Raw genomic sequence first — 19,726 nt, 5'->3', positions numbered from 1 at the left:
GCTCAGAAGATCCAGCCAAAGGCGCGGGAGAAGAAACCGGCATTATCCGCCTCCCCGACCGGCTTGCCAGACACCTGATGATCATCGACGAGCAGATTCCAGCTATCGCGATACCATTCGCTGTTCGGATAATTATGCTGCAAGACGCTCGCGGTCTTTTTCGCCTGATCGGGCATGCCGATCAGCATGTAGATTTCGGTCAGCCGATAAAGCGCTTCCGGCGCCATGTTGGTCATCTGGTAGTCTTGCACCACCCGCTGATAGCGGTTGATGGCGGCGGCGTAGAGGTGCTGGCTTTCGTACCAACGCCCGATCGACATCTCCTGCCCGGCGAGGTGATCGAGGCAGAGATCGATCTTGAAGCGCGCATCGCGGGCATAGGCGCTGTCGGGGAAGCGGTTGACCACTTCCTTGAGCGCGGCGAGCGCGAGCTGGGTGTTCTTCTGGTCACGCTGGACATCGACGATCTGTTCATAAAAATCGAGGGCGCGGAGATAATAGGCGTAAGCGATGTCCTTGCTGGTCGGATGGAGCTGGATGAAGCGGTCGAGCGTCGCCGCGGAATCGCTGAACTTGCCGCTCGCATATTGCGCATAGGCGTCCATCAGCTGCGCGCTCGCCGCCCAAGCGGAATAGGGATAATTCGATTGGAGCTGATCGAAACGCTTGGTCGCGAGCTTGTAGCGGCCGGCATTCAGCGCATCGAGCCCTTGGTTATAGAGCTGCTCGACCGGGATCTTGGCGATATTTTCGTCATTGCTCGAGGACGAACAGGCAGCGAGCAAGGCGGCAATGAGCAGCCACGCCGCGCGGCGTGGCGGGCGGCGAAAGGCTGCGGTTCGGTCGCGACGGTCGCACGGTGTCATCAAGGCGCCCTATAGCCGAATCCGCCCCCTCCGTCATGCTTTTTCACGAGATCACGGCTGGCGCAGGAAAAGCCCGACGGTCAGCGCGAGGCCGATCGCAACCACGCCGATCCGGAGCTTGCGGTCATCGACCCGGCGCAACAGCCACGCCCCGACCTGACCGCCGGCGATCGCCCCGGCGCCGAGGCTAAACGCCGCCAGCCAATGGACCTCACCGCCGCCGGCGAAAACCACGACGGCAGCCGCGTTCATCGCCGCCGCCAGCGCGTTTTTCGTCGCCCCCGCCTGGCGCAGGCCAAGCCCGGCGAAGGTCAGCACGGCGAGCATGAGAAACCCGATGCCGCCGCCGAAATAGCCGCCATAAATCGCGATCACGAACTGCGCGGCAGCGGCGCCGAGGCGGCCGATGCGAATGCTTTCCGGCGCGCGGCGGCGAAAACTCCCCCAGGCGAAGACCGCGGTCGCGAACAGGACGAGAAACGGCACCAGGCGCGCGAAAAACCGCGGCGGCGTCGCAAGCAGCAAGAGCGCGCCGACCACCCCGCCGGCGAGGCTGATCCCGACCAGCGCCGCGAATGAAAGCCCGGCGCCGCCGGCGACATCACGCCGCCCGGCAAGCCCGGTCGTCACCTGGCCGGGGAAAAGTGCGACGGTCGAGGTGATGTTGGCTGCCCGCGCATCGATCCCGGCGAGCAGAAGCGCCGGAAACGTGAGAAACGACCCGCCCCCCGCCAACGCATTCTGCACCCCGGCGGCAAACCCGACGAGGAGCAGCATCAGCAATAGCCATCCCGGCGACATGCACGCCCCTCCCCCGCCCTTTTGTCATGGCGGGGGCGGGCTACTCAAGCTGGTGGGGAAGAAAAGAGGGTAGAAAGGGGTTCTTTTTTGAAAAAAAGAACCAAAAAACTTTTGTCTGGAGAAGAGCGGCCTCAGGCGGCGGCGGAAAGGCGCGCCGATGCCGCGGGTGCGACCTCGCGCCAGGCGCCTTCGGCGGCAAACAGGGCGCGAAGCAGGCGGTTATTGAGGGCATGGCCGGAACAATGCGCAACGAACCGCCCGCGCAGCACCGCCCCCGCCAGCGCGAGATCGCCGACCGCGTCCAACAGTTTGTGGCGGACGAATTCATCCGGCGCGCGCAAGCCCCCGGGGTTCAAGACCTGCGCGCCATCGACCACCACCGCGTTCTCGAGGCTGCCGCCGCGCGCCCGGCCGCTGGCCCGCAGCCCCTCGATCTCGGCGGCGAGGGTGAAGGTGCGGGCATGCGCCAATTCCTGGCGGAAACTGTCGTCGGTCAGGCGCAAACTGAGCGACTGGCGCCCGATCGCCGGCGCGTCGAACGCAATCGAGAACGCCATATCAAGCTCGCCCGCCGCCTCGGCCCCATCGGGATCACGGGGAAGAAGCCTCGCAAAGGCATCGCCGGCACGGACCTCGACCGGGCGGAGGATTTCAATGACCCGCCGCGGCGCTTCCTGCGTCACCACGCCGGCGCAATCGATGAGAAAGACGAAAGGCGCGGCGGAGCCATCGAGAATCGGAACTTCCGGCCCATCGACCTCAACCACCACATTGTCGATGCCGCAGCCGGCGAGCGCCGCCATGACATGCTCAATGGTGCCGATGGTCACCTCCGGCCGATCGGCGGCGGCGAGTTCGGTGCAAAGACGCGTATCGGCGACCGCATCGAAACGCGCCGGAATCTCAACCCCGAGATCGCCCCGGCGAAAGCGGATGCCGGTTCCCGGCGCCGCCGGATGAAGGGTGAGCGACACCTCGCGCCCGCCATGCAGCCCGACACCGACACAGCCGATCGCTTCCTTGAGCGTCCGCTGCCGCGCCAACACCGCCGGCCGGGACACGGAACGCCGGCCACCGGCACCCGCAGCACGGCCGCGCGGCAACGGGTTTTGCGCAACGGCGTGGGGCGCAACAGCATGGGGCGCCAGAGCGGAAGACGGCCGGATGTCGGTCAATAAATCCATCATTCCCATTCAATCTCGTTCACGCGCCGCCAACAGGAGCGGCACCCCCGGCCAAGCCGCCGGCACGGAACGCCCAACGCTCGTTCCACCCCCTCAAGCTAAGTCGCTTCAGGGGATGGCGCCAGTCAATCATTATTTCTGATTGTTTCGCGATAACGCCCTATTCTTGCAGTATTTTTGCCACCGAATCGGCACAATTCACGAGGTCTGCCGGCGCAGGAAGGTCGGGATCTCGAGGCCGACATCCTCCTCCGCGGCCGGGCGCACGCTCGGCCGTGGCGTCTCTCTGGGCGCCTCCTCGGCATAACGCTCGCGCCGGGCGCCGCTCTCAGGGCCGGCTTCGGCGGCGCGGGCGGAGGAAAAATTGCCCCGCAACAGGCCGGTGACGGTGCCGAAAAGGCTCGGGCGGGGCGCCGGGGCGGCTTGCGGCGCCGGCGCGGCCGGGGGCCGGCGCGCTGCTGTGGCGAATAGGCCGCGCCCCTCGGCCGCAGCCGTGGTGAGGCGCGGTTCGCCGCGCGATGCGTCTCGGGCCGCGGCATCACGGGCCTCGGGCGCCGTCGCCTCGGCCGGACGTGCCTCCGGCGCGCGCGCCGGCATCGCCTGCGGCACCGGCTCGAAACGTGGCGCCTCCTGCCCATGCCCGACATCCTCGGGATGGGCGGCGAAGGGCGGGCGCGGCGCCGCCTCGTCCTGAGAGGCGCGCGGGTAGAGCGGCATGACCCGTGTCACCGCGCCCGCGTGCGCTGGCGCGCCAGTCTGGGTCATAGGAGTCTGAGCCATAGGAGTCTGCGTCACGGGAGTTTGGGCCGCAGCCGTCTGCGCGGCGCCCCCACGCGGCGGCGCGGCATCGAGAGCGGCGCCAGAAGCCGCCTCGGTCGGGTTATAACCACCGCCGAGCGCGACCAGCCGCGGCCGCTCCGAAGCCGCCTCGCGCGGCGTGTCGATCCCGGTCGCGACCACCGAGACGCGGATGCGCCCGTTCAGCGACTCGTCCACCGCCGAGCCGAAGATGATGTTCGCATCCTCGTCCACCTCTTCGCGGATGCGGTTGGCGGCGTGATCGACCTCAAACAGCGTCATATCGTCGCCGCCGGTGATGTTGATCAACAGGCCGCGCGCCCCGGCCATGCTGGTATCCTCGAGCAGCGGGTTGTTGATCGCCGCTTCGGCGGCGCGCACGGCGCGGTTTTCGCCGTCCGCCTCGCCGGTGCCCATCATCGCCTTGCCCATCTCGGCCATCACCGTCCGGATATCGGCGAAATCGAGATTGACGAGGCCAGGGACCACCATCAGATCGGTGACCCCGCGCACCCCCATGTAGAGCACATGATCGGCCATTTTGAAGGCTTCGCGGAAGCTGGTGCGCTCATTGGCGAGACGGAACAGATTCTGATTGGGAATGACGATCAGGGTATCGACATATTCCTGCAATTCCTCGATCCCGAGTTCGGCGGCGCGTGCCCGGCGCGGCCCCTCGAAGGAAAACGGCTTGGTCACCACGCCGACGGTGAGGATGTTGCGCTCACGCGCCATGCGCGCGATCACCGGCGCCGCACCCGTGCCGGTGCCGCCGCCCATGCCGGCGGTGATGAACACCATGTGCGCGCCGTCGAGATGGCGATAGAGCTCTTCCGCCGCCTCTTCCGCCGCGGCGCGGCCGATCTCGGGCTTGGCGCCGGCGCCGAGCCCCTGGGTGATGTGCGGGCCGAGCTGCACCCGGCGGTCGGCGCGCGAATGCAAAAGCTGCTGCGCGTCGGTGTTGGCGACCACGAAATCGACCCCCTGGAGGTTGAGCGAAATCATGTTGTCGACCGCGTTGGTGCCACCGCCGCCGACCCCGATGACGGTGATCCGGGGGGTAAAGTCGGTGTGCAGATGCTGCGGAACGGTAAGGTTCAGGGTCATTGGGACATCTCCCCCTTCAAGGCTGGATGCAGGAACGGTGGGTGAAAAGCGCGCCTGACATCAGACGCGCTCGCGAAGAAAATCGACCAGGCGGCGGAACAGGCCGGCCGGCCGGCCGGCATCGAGATCGAGATCCGGAAGCCCCCGCCCGAGCCCGCCCGCGAAGGCGAGCAGGCCGGCGGCGGTGGCGATGCTGGGGCCGCTCATCAGGTCGGGCAGGCCGCGCAGCTTGAGCGGCCGGCCGAGCCGCACCTGGCGGCCGAGAATCCGCGCCGCCATCTCGCGCGCGCCGGGAAGCTGGCAAGCGCCGCCGGTCAGCACCACGCGATGGCCGGCATCGCGGGCGAGCCCGGCGCCGTCGAGGCGTTCCTTGACGAGTTCGAAAGTCTCCTCAAGGCGCGGGCGGATGATCGAAATCACCATGCTGCGCGGCACCTTGACGATATGGCGCTCATCCTCGCCGACCAACGGCACCGGCAGGAATTCGCGCTCATCGTCCGGGCTCGCCTCGACATTGCCGTAAAGCGTCTTGAGCCGCTCGGCGTGGCTGATCGGGGTCGAGAGCAGGCGGGCGATGTCGTTCGTCACATGCATCCCGCCGATCGGCAGCAGCGCCGTGTGCAGCACCTGGTTTTCGACGAACACGGCAAGCCCGGTGGTGCCGCCGCCCATGTCGATCAGGGTCGCGCCGAGTTCGCGCTCATCGGCGACCAGCGTCGCAAGCCCGGCCGCGAGCGGCGCCGCAACCAGCTCGGCGATGGCGAGATCGACGCGGGCGAGACACGCGGTGAGATTGCGGAGCGCCGTCACCGTCGCGTCGATCACATGCAGGCGCGCCCCCAACGTCTCGCAATGCATGCCGCGGGGATCGTTGATGCCGCCGGTTTCATCGGCGGCGAAGGCGAGCGGCAAAGCGTGGATGGTTTCGCGCCCCTCCGACGCCGCGCGGGCGCGCCCCTCGGCGACGATGCGGCGGATATCGGCGGCGGTCACCGCCCGGCCGCCGATCGGCCATTGCACGTTGAAAAGCCGGCTCTCCGGCGCGCCGCACGAGAGATTGACGGTGACGTCGCGAAGATGGGTGTCCGCCATGTCCTCGGCTTCGGCGACGCATTTGCGGATCGCCCGCTCGGTCGCGTCGAGATCGACGATCCCGCCATTCCTCACCCCGCGCGCCTGGAGGTGGGCCGCGCCAAGCACGCGGAGCGTGCCATCGCTCTCCACCCGGCCGATCAGGCAGACGATCTTGGTCGAGCCGATATCGAGGACGCCGAAGGGCCCGGCGCGGAACGGCCGCGCCCGCGGCGGCGGCTCCGGGGTGAGCGTGGGCGGCGTCGGTGGCCGGCCGGAGCCAAGGAAACGCCCGGAAATCTCGTTCATCCTTTCTCCCCCCTCATGTCGGCTTTCCTGGCGCCGCCGCTTCGCCATGCGGCCCGGGCGGCGCTTTTCCGGCCTCGCCCTCCGGCGGCGCGCTCTCCGGGCGTGGCCGCAGGATCAGCCGATCGGGGGCGCGGAGATCGACGGCCGCGAAGGGGCGATCGAGCAGCGCATGGTCGCTCTGCAACACCGCGAGCCGCGCCAGCGCTTGCGCCTCATGCCCTTCCGGCAGCAAAACATCGGCGCCATTGACGAGGCGGAGATTCCAGCGCCGCCCGCCGATCCTGACCAAAGCCGCGAGCCGCGCGCGGATCTCGGGATAGCGGTCGATGAGATCGAGGATGGCGGCGGCATGCGCCGGCGCGTCCGCCCCCACCACCAGCGGCAGCGTCTTGAAATTGGCGACCCCCTCATCGGCGACCTCGCGCCCGGCGCGGTCGATCAACGTAAAGCGCCCCTGATTCTGCCAGACCGCGAACGGCCGCCGCTCGGTCAGATGAATGACGATCGTCCCCGGCAGATGCCGCTCCACCACCGCCTGCTGCACCCAGGCGAGGCTTTCGAGCCGGGCGCGCATGGCCCCCAGGGAAACGCCGAGGATGGGATCGCCGGGCTCGACGCCGATCGCGGCATGCAGCAGCGGCTCCGGCGTATTGCCGCGCCCCTCGACCACCACCGCGCGCACCCGCAAACCGAGCCGCGCGGTCAGCGCATCAGCCCAGGCGGTGCGCGGGGCGAGGCTGTCCTCGGCGGCGCCATGCCCGCGCAGCACGGCGACGAGCACAACCAGTGCGCCGAACGCAAGGCCCGCAAGCCCGAGCCGGATCAGCGCCCGCCGCCAGCGGCGGAGCAGGAGCCGCCAGCGCGCCGGCCGCTCGCCGGCCGCCCGCCCTTTGCTGCGCGTCAGACGCGGCATGCCGCTTGCTCCACCATCCAAGCGCAGAGCGCCGGGAAATCCATGCCCATGCAGGCGGCTTGCTCGGGCAAAAGTGAGGTCGCGGTGAGGCCGGGCTGGGTATTGACCTCGAGCAGGACGAGGCGGCCGGGCTCGCCGGCCGTGTCGTCATAGCGGAAATCGGCCCGGCTCGCGCCCCGGCAGCCGAGCGCGCGATGGGCGGCGAGCGCTGTCGCCAGCGCCGCCTCGAACGCCGCCGGGTGGATCGCCGCCGGCAGCACGTGGCGCGAGCCGCCGGCGGCGTATTTCGCCTGGTAATCGTAGAATCCGGCGGCAGGCAGGATTTCGGTCACGGTCAGCGCCCGCTCGCCGAGCACGCCGACGGTGATCTCGCGCCCGGGGATGAATTCCTCGACCAGGGCGCGGGGGCCGAAACGCCAGTTCGCGGCGATCTCGGCGCGGCGATTATCGCCTTGGGTGATGATCGTGACCCCGACCGAAGATCCCTCCGCGAGCGGTTTCACGACATAGGGCGCGGGCAGCGGGTCGCCGGCGGCGAGGTCGGCGCGCGAGACCACCCGCCCGGCGGCGATCGGCAGGTTGGCCGCGGCAAACACCCGCCGCGCCGCTTCCTTATCCATGGCGAGCGCCGAGGCGAGCACGCCGGAATGGGTATAGGGGATGCCGAGCCATTCGAGCACGCCCTGGATCGCGCCATCCTCGCCGAAACGCCCGTGCAAGGCGTTGAAGACGACGTCTGGCGCCGGGGTCAGCGCGGCGATGACGGCGCCGAGATCGCCCCCGACCTCGACGGGCGTCACCGCAAACCCGGCCGCGCCGAGGGCGGCAATCACTTGGCGGCCGGAGGCGAGACTGACCTCGCGCTCGGCCGATATCCCGCCATAAAGCACCGCAACCCGCCTCATCGCCGCCCCTCCGGCACCCCGAGGCGGCGGATTTCCCACGCGAGCGAAACCCCGGTCGCGGCCAGCACCCGCGCCCGCACCCTCTCGCCGAGGCCTTCGATCTCGGCCGCGCGCGCGCCGCCGGTATTGATCAGGAAATTGCAGTGCTGCTCGGAAACCTGCGCCGCCCCCAGGCGGAGGCCGCGGCACCCGGCGGCCTCGATCAACTCCCAGGCCTTGAGCGTGCTTTCGGCGGGGGGCGGATTGCGAAACGTCGAGCCGCCGGTGCGCGCCCTGAGCGGCTGCGTCGCCGCCCGCTGGGCGCGGATCTCGGCCATGCGGGCGGCGATCGCCGCCGGCGCATCGGCGCGCGTGCGAAGCCGCGCCGCCATCACCACCGCGCCCGCCGGCAGCGCCGCATGGCGATAGGCGAACGCGAGATCGGCCGCCTGCAAGCGGCGGGTTTCGCCGCCGGCGAGCGCGATATCGGCCCAATCGAGCACGCTCGCGATCTCGCTCCCGTAGCAGCCAGCGTTCATCGCGACGGCGCCACCGAGGGTGCCGGGAATGCCGGCGAGAAATTCGAGCCCGCCGCGCCCGGCCGCGAGCGCCGCCTCGGCCAGCGTCGCGTCCAAAACCGCGGCCCCCGCGACGACACCGCCATCATCGAAGGCGATGCCGCCAAAGCCGCGCCCGAGCCGAATGACCATGCCCGGGATCCCGCCATCGCGGATGATGACGTTGGAGGCGGCGCCGAGCACGCAAAAGGACATCGTCGCCGGGAGCGCGGCGAGCAGAGCGGCGAGATCCTCGGCATCCACCGGCCGCGCGAGCCATTCGGCCACGCCGCCGACGCGAAACCAGGTCTGCGGCGCGAGCACGGAGTCGCGCAGGAGGCGGCCGCGAAACCCCGGCGGCGGGGCGAAGGCGGGGGCGATGTCGGCCGCCATCATGCCGCCCCCTCGCCGCCCGGCCGGCGATTTTGTGCCGCCTGCAACGCCGCAAGCTGCGCCGGCAGCGCGTTCGCCCAGGCGGTGATGGTGCCCGCGCCGAGGCAAACCACGAAATCCCCCGGCCGCGCGATGGCATTGACCATCTCGGCGAGATGCGCAGGCGCGGGCAGCGGCACGACGCTGCGATGGCCGCTGGCGCGCAGGCCCTCGACCAGCGCGTCACGGTCGATGCCGGCGATCGGCGCCTCACCGGCGGCATAGACATCGGCGACGATCACCGTCCCGGCATCGTTGAGCGAGGTGCAGAAATCGTCGAACAAAGCCTGCAGCCGCGAAAACCGGTGCGGCTGCACCACCGCGACGACATCCCTCGCCCCAGCCTGGCGCGCCGCTTTCAAAACCGCCGCGATCTCGACCGGATGATGGCCGTAATCATCGATGATGGTGATCCCGCCGGCCTCGCCGACGCGGGTGAAGCGGCGCTTGACGCCACGGAAGGCGGCGAGCGCGCTTTTCAGCGTCGCCTCCGGGATCGCCATCTCGATCCCGATGGCAAGGGCGGCGAGCGCGTTCTGGACATTGTGGCGGCCGAGCATCGGGAGACGGAAGGGGCCGAGACGGCGGGCGCGATCACGGACACGATCGGTCGCAACGACTTCGAAGGTCGCGCCAAGCTTGTCGGCGACCATGCGCTCGGCGCGGATATCGGCCTGCGGCGAAAATCCGTAGGTGATGACCCGATGATCGCCGAGACGCGGGATCATCTGCTGCACCGCCGGATGATCGACGCAGAGCACCGCGAAGCCATAAAACGGGATATTGCCGACGAACTGGTCAAAGCCCGCGACCATCGCCTCCGGCGTGCCCCAATGGTCGAGATGCTCGGGGTCCATGTTGGTGACCACCGCGACCACCGCCGGCAAGCGGAGAAAACTGCCGTCGCTCTCATCGGCTTCGACCACCATCCAATCGCCGGCGCCGAGCCGCGTGTTGGTGCCGTAAGCGTTGATGATGCCGCCATTGATCACGGTGGGGTCGAGCTTCGCGGCTTCGAGAACGGCGGCGATCAGGCTCGTCGTCGTCGTCTTGCCATGCGTGCCGCCAACCGCGATCGACCATTTGAGGCGCATCAATTCGGCCAGCATCTCGGCCCGGCGCACCACCGGGATGAAGCGCTGACGGGCGGCGAGCACTTCCGGATTGTCGCGCCGGATCGCGCTCGAAACCACGACGACGCGCGCTTCCCCGAGATTGTCCGCCGCATGCCCGATCGCGACCGGAATGCCGGCGGCGCGCAGACGCAAGACATTGGCGCTCTCGGCAACGTCGCTGCCCTGGACGCGATAGCCGAGATTATGCAGCACCTCGGCGATGCCCGACATGCCGATGCCGCCGATGCCGACGAAATGCAGCGTCCCGATGGCGAGCGGCAGCGCCCTCATGGCCGCACACCCTCGGCGAGATCGGCGAGGCGCTCGGCGGCATCGGCCGGCCCGTGCTTTGCCGCCGCCGCCATCGCGCTAAGGCGCGCGGGGGCGGCGAGAAGGTCACAGACCACGGCGGCAAGCCGCGCCGGGGTGAATTGGCGCTCGGCGATCGTCACCGCGGCGTCCCCGAAAGCGCGGGCATTGGCGCTCTGGTGATCGTCGATCGCGCCCGGCAGCGGCACCAGGATCGCCGGCCGGCCGATCACCGCGAGTTCGGCAAGCGTCGAGGCGCCGGCGCGGGCGATGACGAGGTGGGCGGCGGCCAGCCGTTCGGGAACATCGGCGAAGAACGCCGCGCATTCGGCGCTGATCGCGGCCTCGCGGTAGAAGGCGGCGACGCGGGCGAGATCCTCGGCCCGGCATTGCTGGGCAAGCGCGAGGCGGGCGCGGAGCGTCGTCGGCAACGCGGCGAGGGCAGCCGGCACGACATCGCTCATCACCCGCGCGCCGAGCGAGCCGCCAAGCACCAGCAGCCGGATCGCGCCGCTTTCGGTCGGCGGCGCATAAGGGATCGCGGCGCAAGCGGCGATCGCCGGGCGCACCGGATTGCCGACCACGATCGTCGCCGTCCCCGCCGGGATCGATCGCGTGTCGGGGACGCTCAGCGCCAGCCGCGCACTGAAGCGGGCGAGAAACCGGTTGGCACGCCCGAGCACCGCGTTCTGTTCATGCAGAATGACCGGAACACGCCGCGCGAGACTTCGGCTCGCGAGCACCGGCGCGATCGCCGGATAGCCGCCGAAGGCGACCAGAGCCGCCGGGCGCAGATCACGCAGCGCCCGCCGCGCGACGAAAAACCCGGCGAGCAGCTTGAGCGCCCCGGCGATGGCGCGGCCCACACCGCGCCCGGCGATGCCGCCGCCGGGAATGACGAAACGCTCACGCGCCGCGAACACGCTATCCGCGCCGATCTTGGTGCGCGCATCGGCAAACAGCACGACCCGCCGGCCGCGCCCGATCAGCGCCGCCGCCAGCGCCTCGGCGGGAAAGAAATGCCCGCCCGTGCCGCCAGCCGCCAGCACGATCGGAGAAGACGCCCGCCCGCTCATAACGCCTCGCCATGATGGCGCCGGCGGGTCAGCGCGAGCAGCATCCCCATCCCGAGCGCGACCGCAAGCACCGAGGAGCCACCATAGGAAATGAACGGCAGCGTCATGCCCTTGGTCGGGATGAGATGCAGCGAGGAGGCCATGTTGACGAAGGCCTGCAGCCCAAAACTCGCGAGCAGCCCGGCGGCGGCGAGGATGGTGAAGAGATCGCGTTCGCCGATGAGGCGCAGCAGGCCGCGCACGACGATGAACGCAAAGACCCCGAGCAGGACGAGACAAACGGCAAAACCGAATTCCTCGCCGACGACCGCGAAAACGAAATCGGCATGGGCGTCGGGCAGAATGTCCTTGATCCGCCCCTCGCCAGGGCCACGGCCCCAGAGCCCGCCATTGCCGAACGCCTCGAGCGCCGTCGTGACCTGATAATGATCGCCCTTGCCGGGATCGAGAAAGCGCGCGACCCGGCTGTGAACATGCGGAAACAGAAGATAGGCGGCAACGCCGGCGCCGCTCATCGCGGCGAACCCGACCGCGACCATGAACAGATTGAGCCCGCCGAGATAGAGCTGGGCGAGAAAGACCGCGGTGATCACCGCGAGCATGCCGATATCGGGCTGCGATTTGAGCAGCAGCGCAATCACCGCATAAACCGAGGCGGCAATCCAAACCCCCGGAAAACGCGGCCGGCGCTTGCTCTCGGCGATCAGCCAGGCGGCCATCACGACGAAACAGGGTTTTAGAAACTCGCTTGGCTGGAGCGACATCCCCGGCAAGGCGATCCAGCGCCGCGCGCCCTTGATCTCAACCCCTTTGACGAGGGTGAGCGCGGTGAGGAAAACCGCGATGACCCCGCCGATCAGCGCGAGGCGCCGCACCCCGCGCGGCGAAAACAGCGAGACCAACACGACGATCGTCGCGGCGAGGGCGAGAAACACCACCTGTTTGACGATCAGCGCGTCATGCCCCTCGCCGATGCGCTCGGCAACCGCCGGGCTCGCCGCCAGCATCATCACATAGCCGGTGCCGATGAGGACGCCGAGAGCAAGCAGCGTCCAGCGATCGATGGTCCACCACCAGCGACCGAGCAGCGACGTATCGGCGCGCGACAGGGCCGGCATCAGCGCCCCTCCCCGCCCGCGAGCTGCGCGACGAGGCGACGAAACGCCTCGCCGCGCGCTTCGAAATTCGCGAATTGGTCAAAACTCGCACACGCCGGCGAGAGCAGCACCACGGCGCCGGCCGCGCGCGCCGCGGCGAACGCCGCCGGCACCGCTTGCGCGAGGGTTTCGACGGCGCGATGGGCAACGCCGTTGCGCGCCAGCGTCTCGGCAAAGAGCGGCGCATCGCGCCCGATCAGCAACGCCTCGACGACGCGCGGGAAAAACGGCGCCAAGCTCTCGATGCCGCCGGCCTTGGCGATGCCGCCGGCGATCCAGACGATCCGCTCGTGACAAGCGAGCGCGCGGGCCGCGGAATCGGCGTTGGTCGCCTTGCTGTCATTGATGAAGGCAACGCCCGCGATCTCGGCGATACGCTCGGCGCGATGAGGAAGCCCGGGGAAATCCGCAACCCCAGCGGCGATCGCCGCGCGCGAGACGCCGAGCGCCAAGGCCAAGGCGGCAGCCGCGGCGGCGTTCTGAGCGTTATGCGCCCCCGGCAAGGCCCGCGCCCGGCCGAGATCGGCGAGCACACCGTTGCCATCGCGTAGCAGGCCGCCGACGGCGCGGATCTCGGCGTCGCTCTGATCGGCGCCCGAGATCAGCACGAGTCGCGGCCCGCTGATCTGCGCGGCGAGCGCCCGGCTATCCTCGTCATCGATGCCGATCACGGCGCAATCCGCCGCCGTCTGGCGCGCGAAAATCGCCCGCTTGGCGGCGATATAGCCAGCCATGTCGCCGTGCCGGTCGAGATGATCGGGGGAGAGATTGAGCATTGCCGCCGCATCGAAGCGGAGGCGCGCGAGTCGCTCCAAGAGATAAGATGACATTTCGAGGACGTAAACGCCGTGATCGGGCAATCGCGGCAAAGCCAGCGCCGCCGGGCCGAGATTGCCGCCCGCGGCGACCGGGATGCCGGCGCCCGCGAGGATATGGGCGAGCAGCGCCGTCGTCGTCGATTTGCCGTTGGTGCCGGTGATGCCGACGAATTTCACCGACGAGCCCGCCGCGCGGGCGGCGCGATAGAGAAATTCGACGTCCGAGAGAATGGGGACGCCGGCGGCAAGAAACGCCGCGGCGACCGGATGCGGCGCCGGCAGGCGATGGGGAATGCCGGGCGAAAGCAACAGCGCGTCCATCCCGCGCGGCGCAAGCGGCGCGACGGCAACCCCTGCCGCGGCGGCCTCGGCGCGGGCGGCATCGCGATCGTCCCACGCCAGCACCTCAGCACCCATCGCCGCAAGCGCGCGCGATGCCGGCAAGCCGTTTCGCCCGAGCCCGAGGACGGCGATCCGCTGGCCCACAAAGATTTTGCCAAACGCGCTCATCTGATCTTCAACGTCGCCAAGCCGACGAGGGCGAGAATCATCGAAATGATCCAGAACCGAATGACGATGGTCGCCTCCGCCCAGCCCTTTTTCTCGAAATGATGGTGGAGCGGCGCCATCAGGAAGACGCGCCGGCCGGTGCGCTTGAACCAAAACACCTGCACGATCACCGAAAGCGTTTCGACGACGAACAGCCCGCCGACGATCGCGAGCACGACCTCGTGCTTGGCCGCAACCGCGACCGCGCCGAGCGCCCCCCCCAAAGCGAGGCTGCCGGTATCGCCCATGAACACCGCCGCCGGCGGCGCGTTGAACCAGAGAAAGCCGAGCCCCGCCCCAATCAGCGCCGAGCAGAAAACCGCGAGTTCGCCGACACCAAACACATGGTGAAGCTGCAGATAATCGGCAAAGACGCGGTTGCCGACGAGATAGGCAATGAGCCCGAAGACGCCGGCGGTGATGATCGTCGGCACGATCGCAAGCCCATCGAGGCCATCGGTGAGATTGACCGCGTTCGAGGCGCCCATCATCACCAAAGCGCCAAACAGCGGAAAGAAAATCCCAAGCGGGATCAAAACATCCTTAAACAGCGGCAGGGTGACGCCACTCCCGAGCGGCTCGTGGGTGAGCAGCATGAAAGCGCTCGCCGCCAAAAGCCCGAACCCGGCCTGGCCGAGCAGCTTCCACCGCCCCGGCAGGCCGCGCACATTGCGTTTGCTGAGCTTGAGATAATCATCCGCGAAGCCGAGCGCGCCATAGCCGAGCGTCAGCCCCATCACCACCCAGACATAGGGATCGCCGAGATCGGCCCAAAGCAGCGTCGAGGTAAGGAGGGCGACGAGAATGAGAACGCCGCCCATCGTCGGCGTGCCTTTTTTCGCGACCAGATGGCTCGCCGGCCCGTCATCGCGGATCGGCTGGCCTTGTCCCTGCACCGCTTTCAGCCAGCGAATGAGGCGGGGGCCGATGATGAAGCTCACCACCAAAGCCGTGAGACACGCCGCCCCCGAGCGGAAGGTGAGATAGCGCAGCAGATTGAAAAGAATGAAATGCTCGGCATAAGGCCGCGTCAGCGTGTACAGCATCAGCGCGCCTCACGCAGAATGGCGTCGATCACCAAGGACATGCGGCTGCCGAAGCTCCCTTTCACCAAAACCACGTCGCCCTCTTGCAGCGACGCGAGCACGAGCGGCGCCAGCGCCGCCGCGGAATCGGCGTGCGCGCCACGCAAGGCGGCGGGGATGGCAGCGAAAAGCCCGGCCATCAATGGCCCGGCGGTGAAGACCTGATCCGCGTTGCCGGCGATATCGCGGGCCAGCGCGACGTGCTCGGCGGGACCGGCGGCGCCGAGTTCGCGCATATCGCCGAGCACCGCAAGCCGCCGCCCCGCCTGCATCCCGAGCACCGCGAGCGCCGCGCGCACCGAGGCCGGCGAGGCGTTGTAGCTCTCATCGAGCAGCGTGATCTCGCCCTGCGGGAGCGAAAGCCGGGTGCGCGCGCCGCGCCCGGCAAGGCCCGCGAACCCGGCGAGCGCCGCCGCCGCGGCGATGGGATCGAAGCCGAGCGCGGCGACGGCGGCGAGGGCGGCGAGGGCATTTTCCGCCATATGCCGCCCCGGCGCGCCGAGCCGGAAGCTGATTTCCCGGCCGCCGAGCGTGGTTTTCACGTCACTCCCCGCGGCATCGCCGGCGAAGGCGAGCAGCGGCACATCGCCGGCGCCGGCGAAGGTGATCACCCGCCGCGCCCCGGCGACGTCTCGGAGCAGCGGCAAAAATGCGCTTTCGGCCGGCAGGATCGCAACCCCCTCGGGCGGCAAGCCCTCGAGGATCGAGGCTTTTTCGCGCGCGATGGCGTCCAGGCTGCCGAGATGGCCGAGATGGGCGGGCGCGATCGCGGTGATGATCGCGGCATGCGGGCGGGTGATGCGCGCCAGCGGCGCGATCTCGCCGGCATGGTTCATGCCGATCTCGATCACCGCCGCCCCGGCATCGGGCGGCAAGCGCGCGAGCGTCAGCGGCACGCCCCAATGATTGTTATAAGAGGCCTCGGCGGCGTGGACGCTGGTTTGGCCGGCAAGGATCAGGCGCAGCATCTCCTTCGTGCTGGTCTTGCCGACGCTGCCGGTGACGGCAACGATTTTCGCCCGCGCCCGCACCCGGCCATAGGCGCCGAGCGCGGTAAGGCCACGCAACGTGTCCTCGACAACCAGGAGCGGCGCGTCCTCGGGCAAATGCGGCGGCAGGTGATCGACCAGCGCGCCGGCGGCGCCACGCTGCAAGGCATCGCGCACGAAATCATGGCCGTCGCGCTGGTCGCGAAGGGCGATGAAGAGATCGCCCGGGGTGATGCGGCGGCTGTCGATCGCAACCCCCTCGGCGGCAAATGGCGCCCGCATCACGCCCGCGGTCGCGAGCACGAGATCGTCCGCGCTCCAAAGCGGGCTCATGCCGCGCCCCCGACGAGATCGCGAACCACCGCGGCGTCATCGAACGGAATGGTCTCCGTGCCGACGATCTGGCCTTGTTCGTGCCCCTTGCCGGCAACGACCAGGAGATCGCCGGCGCCGAGCCCCTCGATCGCGGCGGCGATCGCGGACCGGCGATCGCCGATCTCGGCCGCGTTCGGACAGGCGGCGCGGATCGCTGCGCGAATCAGCGCCGGATTTTCGCTGCGCGGATTATCGTCGGTGATGATGACGCGATCGGCGAGGCGGCCCGCGACCTCGCCCATCAGCGGGCGCTTGCCGCGATCACGATCGCCGCCGGCGCCGAACACAACGACGAGCCGGCCGCCGGCATGCGGGCGCAACGCCTCGAGAACCCGCGCCAGGGCATCGGGGGTGTGGGCGTAATCGACATAGATCGCGGCGCCATTGGCGAGTGCCGCGACCCGCTCCATCCGCCCGCGCACGCCAGCGAGATGGGGGAGAGCGGCAAGCGCGTCATCCACCCCGAGCGCCAGCGCCAGCGCCGCCGCGAGCAACGCGTTTTCGGCCTGAAACCGCCCGGCGAGCGCAAGGCGAAGGGTATGGCGCGCGCCCTCGGCGCGGATCGCGATTTCCTGGCCGTCGGGAAGCGGTGTGACCCGCTCGAGCGCGATCACGTCGCCGCCTTCGCCGACGGAGAGGAGCCGCAGCCGGCGCCGCGCCGCGATGGCGGCGAGCGCCTCGCGGGTTTCGCGCTCGAGCCCGGAGGCATAAACCGCCGGCGCGCCGGTTGGCAGCAAATCGGCGAACAGACGCAGCTTGGCGGCGCGGTAGGCCGCCATGGCGCCATGGTAATCGAGGTGATCGCGCGTCAGATTGGTGAAAGCGCCAGCGGCGAGGCGCACGCCATCGAGCCGGTATTGATCGAGCCCGTGCGAGGAGGCCTCCATCGCGAGATGGCTGATCCCGGCCGCCGCCAGGGCTTTGAGCGTTGCCGCCAGCGCCACCGGATCGGGGGTGGTAAGGCTCGGGCCGGGCGGAAAGCCGGCGGCGACGAGGCCGAGCGTGCCGAGCGATGCCGCGGCGAGGCCGGCGCGCGCCCAAATCTCGCGCAGAAAACTCACGACGCTGGTCTTGCCATTGGTGCCGGTGACGGCGGCAACGGTCTCCGGCTGCGCGCCGCCGGCAAGACGCGCGGCGATCAGGGCAAGCGCGCGGCGCGGCGTTGCGGCGCGGAGCAGCGGCACCGGCGCCACCCCCTCCGGCCACGTCATATCGCGCGGCGCCAGCACGGCGACGGCGCCGCGCGCCAGCGCCTCGGCGATGAAGGCCCGGCCATCGACGCGGGCGCCGGGGAGTGCGGCAAAAATCGCCCCCGGCGTCACCGCGCGGCTATCGGCGGTGATCGCGCCGATCTCGACCCCCGCCGCGTCATCGTCGAGCGCAAGCGGCGTCGCGAGCCCGGCGATGAGATCAGCGAGGCGCAAGGCCAGCCTCCGCGACGCCGGGCGAAAACGCGGCGAGCAGCGAGGGCGCCGCCGGGAGGGCCGCCTCATGGCGCCCATCGCGCGGGGGCGCGGCGCGCGGCGGCGCATTGGCGCCGGTCGCGGCAGCCGGCAGCGCCGGCGGCGCGAGCGTTGCGATCGGCGGGCGGGCGCTTGGCATGCCGCGGCTCGGCTGCAGCGGGATCGCGAGCGACGCCTCGATGGCGGCGGCGTTCTCGGTTTCCGGGAACAGGCCGAGCATCGGCCCGATGCGCGCGATCACCCGCCCGGCGGCGGGCGCGCTCACCTGCCCTGCGGTCGAGAAGAACCCGGTCGCAGCGTTGCCGTGGGGCTCGTCGAGCATCATGTAAACCGCATAACGCGGCGCGTTCATCGGAAAGACGCTGACGAACGCCGAGACGTTGGTGTGCTTGCGATAGCCGTGCAAGCCGACCTTCTCCGCCGTCCCGGTCTTGCCGCCGACGAAATAGCCCGGCACGTCGGCCTTCTTGCCATAGCCCTCGGTGACCACGAGACGCATCAGCCGGCGCATCACCGCCGATGTGCTCTCCTGCATCACCCGCGTCCCTGCCGGCGCCGCGCCGTCGGGCAAAGCGAGGATGGTCGGGCGGAGAACGACGCCGCCATTGGCGATCGCCGCCGTCCCGCGCACGACATGGAGCGGCGAGACCGCGATCCCGTGGCCGAAGCCGATGGTCATCGTCGCCACCTCGCGCCAATTCGTCACCGCCGGCACCAGCGGCCGCGCGGCCTCGGGCAGCTCGATGCCGACGCGCTCGAAGAACCCCATGGCGCGCAGCCAGGCGCGTTGGCGCTCCGCGCCCACCGTGAGCGCGATATGGGCGGCGCCGAGATTGGAGGAATAGGCGAGCACCTCGGGCAGATAGAGCCAGCGATGCTTGCCCTCGAAATCGGTGATGGTGAAGCGCCCGATATGGATCGGCTGGGAGGCGTCAAACTGATCCCAGAGGTGGGCGGCCCCCGAATCGAGCGCCATCGCCGCGGTTTGCAGCTTGAACGTGGAGCCGGGCTCGAACAGGCCGGTGATCGCGCGGTTGAAGCGATCGTCGGGCGGGGTGCTGCCGAAGGCGTTGGCGTCATAATCGGGCAGGCTCACCATCGCCAGCACCTCGCCGGTGCGCACATCCATGACGATGCCCGAGGCGCCGATCGCTTGGAATTCGGTCATCGCCGCGAGCAATTCCTCGCGCACCACCGCTTGGACGCGGACATCGAGGGAGAGCCGAAGCGGCGCCGGATCGGTGCGCAGCCGCGCGTCAAAAGCGCGCTCCGCCCCGGCGACGCCACGCTCATCGACATCGACGCCGCCCAAAACCTGCGCCGCGACCCGGCCGAGCGGGTAATGGCGGCGCTCCGAGATCTGAAAATAGAGCCCCGGAATCCCGAGATCGTTGATCGCCAGCTCCTCGCTCGGGGACAATTCGCGGGCGAGATAGACGAAGGCTTTGTTGGCCGTGAGGCGCTGGGTGATGGTCGCGCGATCGAGCCGGGGCACGACGCGAACCAATTGGTCGGCGATCTTGGCCGGGTCGATGACCTCGCGCGGGTTGGCATAAAGCTCGGCGATGGGCAGCGACAGCGCGAGCACTTGGCCATTGCGATCAACGATCCTGGCGCGCGCGACCCGCGGCGCGGCGGGATCGGGGAGATCTGGCGAGGCCGGCGGCGGGGCGACGATCAGCGGTTTTTCCGGCGGCGGGCGAAGCGGCATCAATACCGTCGCGAGCGCGAGCTTGACCGCGACGGCACCGAACAAGGTCGCGAACCCGGCCGCGGCGAGCACCAGCCGGGCATGGGTTTTCTCGATCAGGGCGCGGCGGGCGAGATCGGGCGCGGTGACGCGGACATCCTCCATGCGCGGCACCGCG

General features: G+C 69.5%; 16 protein-coding genes. All 16 read right to left on the bottom strand.

From position 1 onward, the window contains the following. Positions 1 to 2 precede the first annotated feature (2 nt). Positions 3 to 866, bottom strand: coding sequence for an outer membrane protein assembly factor BamD (locus DEF76_RS03395; protein WP_114911113.1), 864 nt, complete (start codon positions 864 to 866; stop codon positions 3 to 5). 51 nt (positions 867 to 917) lie between these two features. Further along, the gene (locus tag DEF76_RS03390) at positions 918 to 1,667 is read right to left on the bottom strand and encodes a sulfite exporter TauE/SafE family protein (protein WP_114911112.1); all 750 of its coding nucleotides are present in this window, start codon (positions 1,665 to 1,667) and stop codon (positions 918 to 920) included. A gap of 131 nt (positions 1,668 to 1,798) precedes the next feature. Then, positions 1,799 to 2,860 carry a UDP-3-O-acyl-N-acetylglucosamine deacetylase gene (gene lpxC / locus DEF76_RS03385; protein ID WP_240319095.1) on the bottom strand — a complete coding sequence of 354 codons (1,062 nt, stop codon included), beginning with the start codon at positions 2,858 to 2,860 and terminating at the stop codon, positions 1,799 to 1,801. Between the two features lie 189 nt (positions 2,861 to 3,049). After that, positions 3,050 to 4,756, bottom strand: coding sequence for a cell division protein FtsZ (ftsZ, locus tag DEF76_RS03380; protein WP_114911111.1), 1,707 nt, complete (start codon positions 4,754 to 4,756; stop codon positions 3,050 to 3,052). A gap of 60 nt (positions 4,757 to 4,816) precedes the next feature. Beyond that, on the bottom strand, positions 4,817 to 6,136 hold the full coding sequence (ftsA, locus tag DEF76_RS03375) for a cell division protein FtsA (protein ID WP_114911110.1): 1,320 nt from the start codon (positions 6,134 to 6,136) through the stop codon (positions 4,817 to 4,819). A 13-nt stretch (positions 6,137 to 6,149) separates the two neighbouring features. Further along, the gene (locus tag DEF76_RS03370) at positions 6,150 to 7,049 is read right to left on the bottom strand and encodes a cell division protein FtsQ/DivIB (protein ID WP_114911109.1); all 900 of its coding nucleotides are present in this window, start codon (positions 7,047 to 7,049) and stop codon (positions 6,150 to 6,152) included. Beyond that, on the bottom strand, positions 7,037 to 7,954 hold the full coding sequence (locus DEF76_RS03365) for a D-alanine--D-alanine ligase (RefSeq protein WP_114911108.1): 918 nt from the start codon (positions 7,952 to 7,954) through the stop codon (positions 7,037 to 7,039). Before DEF76_RS03365 ends, DEF76_RS03370 begins: the two co-directional genes overlap by 13 nt. Continuing rightward, positions 7,951 to 8,886 carry a UDP-N-acetylmuramate dehydrogenase gene (murB, locus tag DEF76_RS03360; protein ID WP_114911107.1) on the bottom strand — a complete coding sequence of 312 codons (936 nt, stop codon included), beginning with the start codon at positions 8,884 to 8,886 and terminating at the stop codon, positions 7,951 to 7,953. The genes DEF76_RS03365 and murB overlap by 4 nt, the downstream gene beginning before the upstream one ends. After that, positions 8,883 to 10,328: a UDP-N-acetylmuramate--L-alanine ligase gene (gene murC, locus DEF76_RS03355; protein WP_114911106.1), complete on the bottom strand. Its 1,446-nt coding sequence runs from the start codon at positions 10,326 to 10,328 to the stop codon at positions 8,883 to 8,885. Before murC ends, murB begins: the two co-directional genes overlap by 4 nt. Then, positions 10,325 to 11,422 (bottom strand): undecaprenyldiphospho-muramoylpentapeptide beta-N-acetylglucosaminyltransferase, encoded by a 1,098-nt coding sequence (gene murG, locus DEF76_RS03350; RefSeq protein ID WP_114911105.1) that lies wholly within the window; start codon positions 11,420 to 11,422, stop codon positions 10,325 to 10,327. The genes murC and murG overlap by 4 nt, the downstream gene beginning before the upstream one ends. Beyond that, the gene (locus DEF76_RS03345; RefSeq protein ID WP_114911104.1) at positions 11,419 to 12,540 is read right to left on the bottom strand and encodes an FtsW/RodA/SpoVE family cell cycle protein; all 1,122 of its coding nucleotides are present in this window, start codon (positions 12,538 to 12,540) and stop codon (positions 11,419 to 11,421) included. The genes murG and DEF76_RS03345 overlap by 4 nt, the downstream gene beginning before the upstream one ends. Next, positions 12,540 to 13,907 (bottom strand): UDP-N-acetylmuramoyl-L-alanine--D-glutamate ligase, encoded by a 1,368-nt coding sequence (gene murD, locus DEF76_RS03340; protein WP_114911103.1) that lies wholly within the window; start codon positions 13,905 to 13,907, stop codon positions 12,540 to 12,542. Before murD ends, DEF76_RS03345 begins: the two co-directional genes overlap by 1 nt. Next, positions 13,904 to 14,992 (bottom strand): phospho-N-acetylmuramoyl-pentapeptide-transferase, encoded by a 1,089-nt coding sequence (gene mraY, locus DEF76_RS03335; protein WP_114911102.1) that lies wholly within the window; start codon positions 14,990 to 14,992, stop codon positions 13,904 to 13,906. Before mraY ends, murD begins: the two co-directional genes overlap by 4 nt. Beyond that, positions 14,992 to 16,353: a UDP-N-acetylmuramoyl-tripeptide--D-alanyl-D-alanine ligase gene (locus DEF76_RS03330; RefSeq protein WP_114911101.1), complete on the bottom strand. Its 1,362-nt coding sequence runs from the start codon at positions 16,351 to 16,353 to the stop codon at positions 14,992 to 14,994. The genes mraY and DEF76_RS03330 overlap by 1 nt, the downstream gene beginning before the upstream one ends. Then, on the bottom strand, positions 16,350 to 17,825 hold the full coding sequence (locus DEF76_RS03325) for a UDP-N-acetylmuramoyl-L-alanyl-D-glutamate--2,6-diaminopimelate ligase (protein ID WP_240319208.1): 1,476 nt from the start codon (positions 17,823 to 17,825) through the stop codon (positions 16,350 to 16,352). Before DEF76_RS03325 ends, DEF76_RS03330 begins: the two co-directional genes overlap by 4 nt. Further along, the gene (locus DEF76_RS03320; protein ID WP_240319206.1) at positions 17,806 to 19,713 is read right to left on the bottom strand and encodes a peptidoglycan D,D-transpeptidase FtsI family protein; all 1,908 of its coding nucleotides are present in this window, start codon (positions 19,711 to 19,713) and stop codon (positions 17,806 to 17,808) included. The genes DEF76_RS03325 and DEF76_RS03320 overlap by 20 nt, the downstream gene beginning before the upstream one ends. Positions 19,714 to 19,726: the final 13 nt, after the last annotated feature.

The organism is Acidibrevibacterium fodinaquatile (genome assembly GCF_003352165.1).
GTDB classification, from domain to species: Bacteria; Pseudomonadota; Alphaproteobacteria; order Acetobacterales; family Acetobacteraceae; genus Acidibrevibacterium; species Acidibrevibacterium fodinaquatile.
Note: the sequence above shows the minus strand (reverse complement) of the source record. Positions and strands in the feature narration are given on the sequence as shown.

Bases quoted from the DNA above. Each gene is read 5' to 3' on its own strand.
- DEF76_RS03395 (WP_114911113.1), bottom strand. From the start codon at position 866: ATGACACCGTGCGACCGTCGCGACCGAACCGCAGCCTTTCGCCGCCCG.
- DEF76_RS03390 (WP_114911112.1), bottom strand. From the start codon at position 1,667: ATGTCGCCGGGATGGCTATTGCTGATGCTGCTCCTCGTCGGGTTTGCC.
- lpxC (WP_240319095.1), bottom strand. From the start codon at position 2,860: ATGGGAATGATGGATTTATTGACCGACATCCGGCCGTCTTCCGCTCTG.
- ftsZ (WP_114911111.1), bottom strand. From the start codon at position 4,756: ATGACCCTGAACCTTACCGTTCCGCAGCATCTGCACACCGACTTTACC.
- ftsA (WP_114911110.1), bottom strand. From the start codon at position 6,136: ATGAACGAGATTTCCGGGCGTTTCCTTGGCTCCGGCCGGCCACCGACG.
- DEF76_RS03370 (WP_114911109.1), bottom strand. From the start codon at position 7,049: ATGCCGCGTCTGACGCGCAGCAAAGGGCGGGCGGCCGGCGAGCGGCCG.
- DEF76_RS03365 (WP_114911108.1), bottom strand. From the start codon at position 7,954: ATGAGGCGGGTTGCGGTGCTTTATGGCGGGATATCGGCCGAGCGCGAG.
- murB (WP_114911107.1), bottom strand. From the start codon at position 8,886: ATGATGGCGGCCGACATCGCCCCCGCCTTCGCCCCGCCGCCGGGGTTT.
- murC (WP_114911106.1), bottom strand. From the start codon at position 10,328: ATGAGGGCGCTGCCGCTCGCCATCGGGACGCTGCATTTCGTCGGCATC.
- murG (WP_114911105.1), bottom strand. From the start codon at position 11,422: ATGAGCGGGCGGGCGTCTTCTCCGATCGTGCTGGCGGCTGGCGGCACG.
- DEF76_RS03345 (WP_114911104.1), bottom strand. From the start codon at position 12,540: ATGCCGGCCCTGTCGCGCGCCGATACGTCGCTGCTCGGTCGCTGGTGG.
- murD (WP_114911103.1), bottom strand. From the start codon at position 13,907: ATGAGCGCGTTTGGCAAAATCTTTGTGGGCCAGCGGATCGCCGTCCTC.
- mraY (WP_114911102.1), bottom strand. From the start codon at position 14,992: ATGCTGTACACGCTGACGCGGCCTTATGCCGAGCATTTCATTCTTTTC.
- DEF76_RS03330 (WP_114911101.1), bottom strand. From the start codon at position 16,353: ATGAGCCCGCTTTGGAGCGCGGACGATCTCGTGCTCGCGACCGCGGGC.
- DEF76_RS03320 (WP_240319206.1), bottom strand. From the start codon at position 19,713: ATGGAGGATGTCCGCGTCACCGCGCCCGATCTCGCCCGCCGCGCCCTG.